The sequence below is a fragment of the Thauera sp. 28 genome (genome assembly GCF_000310145.2).
In the GTDB taxonomy this organism is placed as follows: Bacteria; Pseudomonadota; Gammaproteobacteria; order Burkholderiales; family Rhodocyclaceae; genus Thauera; species Thauera mechernichensis.
Genome location: NZ_AMXA01000078.1, coordinates 1 through 1461, shown reverse-complemented (window position 1 = coordinate 1461; position 1461 = coordinate 1). Strand labels below are relative to the sequence as shown.

Genomic DNA, 1461 nt, shown 5'->3' with positions numbered 1-1461 from the left:
TACGGACGCAGCCGGCGAGGCGTCGTCTGCGGGCTCGGGCGCGGCCTGGCGCGTGTCGCCCGTGGCCGCGGCCTGCGCGGCGGCGTGTGTGGCGGCGTGTGTGGCGGAAGCGCCAGCCTGCGGCAGCGGCGCATTCATGATCGCGGCGATCAGCTGCGGCGGCACCGCCTCCTCGAATTTGGCGTCGAAGGCCTTGCGCGCCAGCTCGCCGCTCTCGGCCAGCGCCTGCAGGCGTGCGCGCAGCGCCGGGCTCGCAGCGAGCGCGTCCTCGACCGCCTCGTACTCGGCGTCGCTGCCGAGCTGGGCGTCGAGGTAGGCGACCAGGGTGTCGTCATCGATCTTCATGTCAGCTTCCTTCGCCGCCGATGGCGTCCGCCAGCCGGGCGCGGGCGCGTGCGAGCCGGCTCATCACCGTGCCCATCGGCACGCCGAGCGCCTCGGCGGTTTCCTTGTAAGACAGTCCATCGACCGTGATCATCATCAACACCACCCGCTGCTCCTCCGGCAATTCGGCGATCACCCGCCGCACCACGCGCGCATCGCTGCGCGCCTCGACCACCCGGCGCCCGTCCTCGCCGGCGATCGCCTCGAGCGCCTCGCTGTCGGCCTCGGTCTGCTGGCGCTGGCGGCTGCGGTAGTCGTCCAGCCAGGTCGTCTGCAGGATGCGGAACATCCAGCTCGCCAGGCTGGTGCCGGGCTGCCACTGGTGCCAGCGCTCGATCGCCTTCAGGCAGCCGGCCTGGACGAGGTCGTCGGCGACGTGCGCGTCGCCGGTGAGGCCGAAGGCGAAGCGCCGCAGGCGCGGCAGCAGGCTGACGAGTTCGGCGCGCGGGTCCGGGGCCGACATGGGCTTTCCTTGTGTAGATAACGGCGGGCGGCGCCCTTTATTCCCGCTTGGTGGCGGAATATTCTCGCGGTCTCAGCGTTGTCCTCAAGCGCAGGGTCCGTCGATGACGAACGCTGCACGCGGCAGGGGCGCGGCGATCTTAACACCGCTGCGGAACCGGCTCCTCGGCCGGCGACTCGGATCGCATGCACCCTGCGCGTTCTGGACCGCGGCCTGGCACTGCAGGCGGGGCCGCCTTTCCACTCAGCCACTCGGATCGGAACACGATGAACCCCCACAATCGGCTTCCCCTCGCGCTGCGCGGCAGCTTGCGCGCCCTCGCGCTGCTCCTGGTGCTTCATGGCGCCTCGTTTGCCGAGCTTGCCCCGTGGAACGGCCTCGTCGTCGGTGTCAGCGCGCATGCGGATGATGGCGACGGGGACGGCGATGGCGATGGCGGCGACGGTGGAGGCGGCGGCGCAGGGGCGGGTGGTGACGGCGGCGGGGGCGGCGAGGCCGCCTACGAGCCGATGGAAGACCCGCTGCCGATCGCCGGTGAGACCTTCATCGCCGACGAATTGCTGCTGCTCGCCCCCACCCAGGCGGCACTGAATCGCGCCAGCGCCATCGGCTTT

At 71.5% G+C, this 1461-nt stretch carries 3 protein-coding genes; 1 reads left to right on the top strand and 2 read right to left on the bottom strand.

What is annotated here, in order from left to right; translation table 11 throughout:
• On the bottom strand, positions 1-345 hold a 345-nt coding region (locus tag C662_RS19490; RefSeq protein WP_002934510.1), incomplete at its 3' end, for a hypothetical protein.
• 1 nt (position 346) lies between these two features.
• Positions 347-847, bottom strand: coding sequence for an RNA polymerase sigma factor (locus tag C662_RS19485; protein ID WP_002934509.1), 501 nt, complete (start codon positions 845-847; stop codon positions 347-349).
• Between the two features lie 266 nt (positions 848-1113).
• Between C662_RS19485 and C662_RS19480 the strand changes: the two genes are divergently transcribed.
• Positions 1114-1461 (top strand): hypothetical protein (locus C662_RS19480; RefSeq protein WP_002934508.1); only part of this gene is annotated, 348 nt, incomplete at its 3' end.

Bases quoted from the DNA above. Each gene is read 5' to 3' on its own strand.
- C662_RS19485 (WP_002934509.1), bottom strand. From the start codon at position 847: ATGTCGGCCCCGGACCCGCGCGCCGAACTCGTCAGCCTGCTGCCGCGC.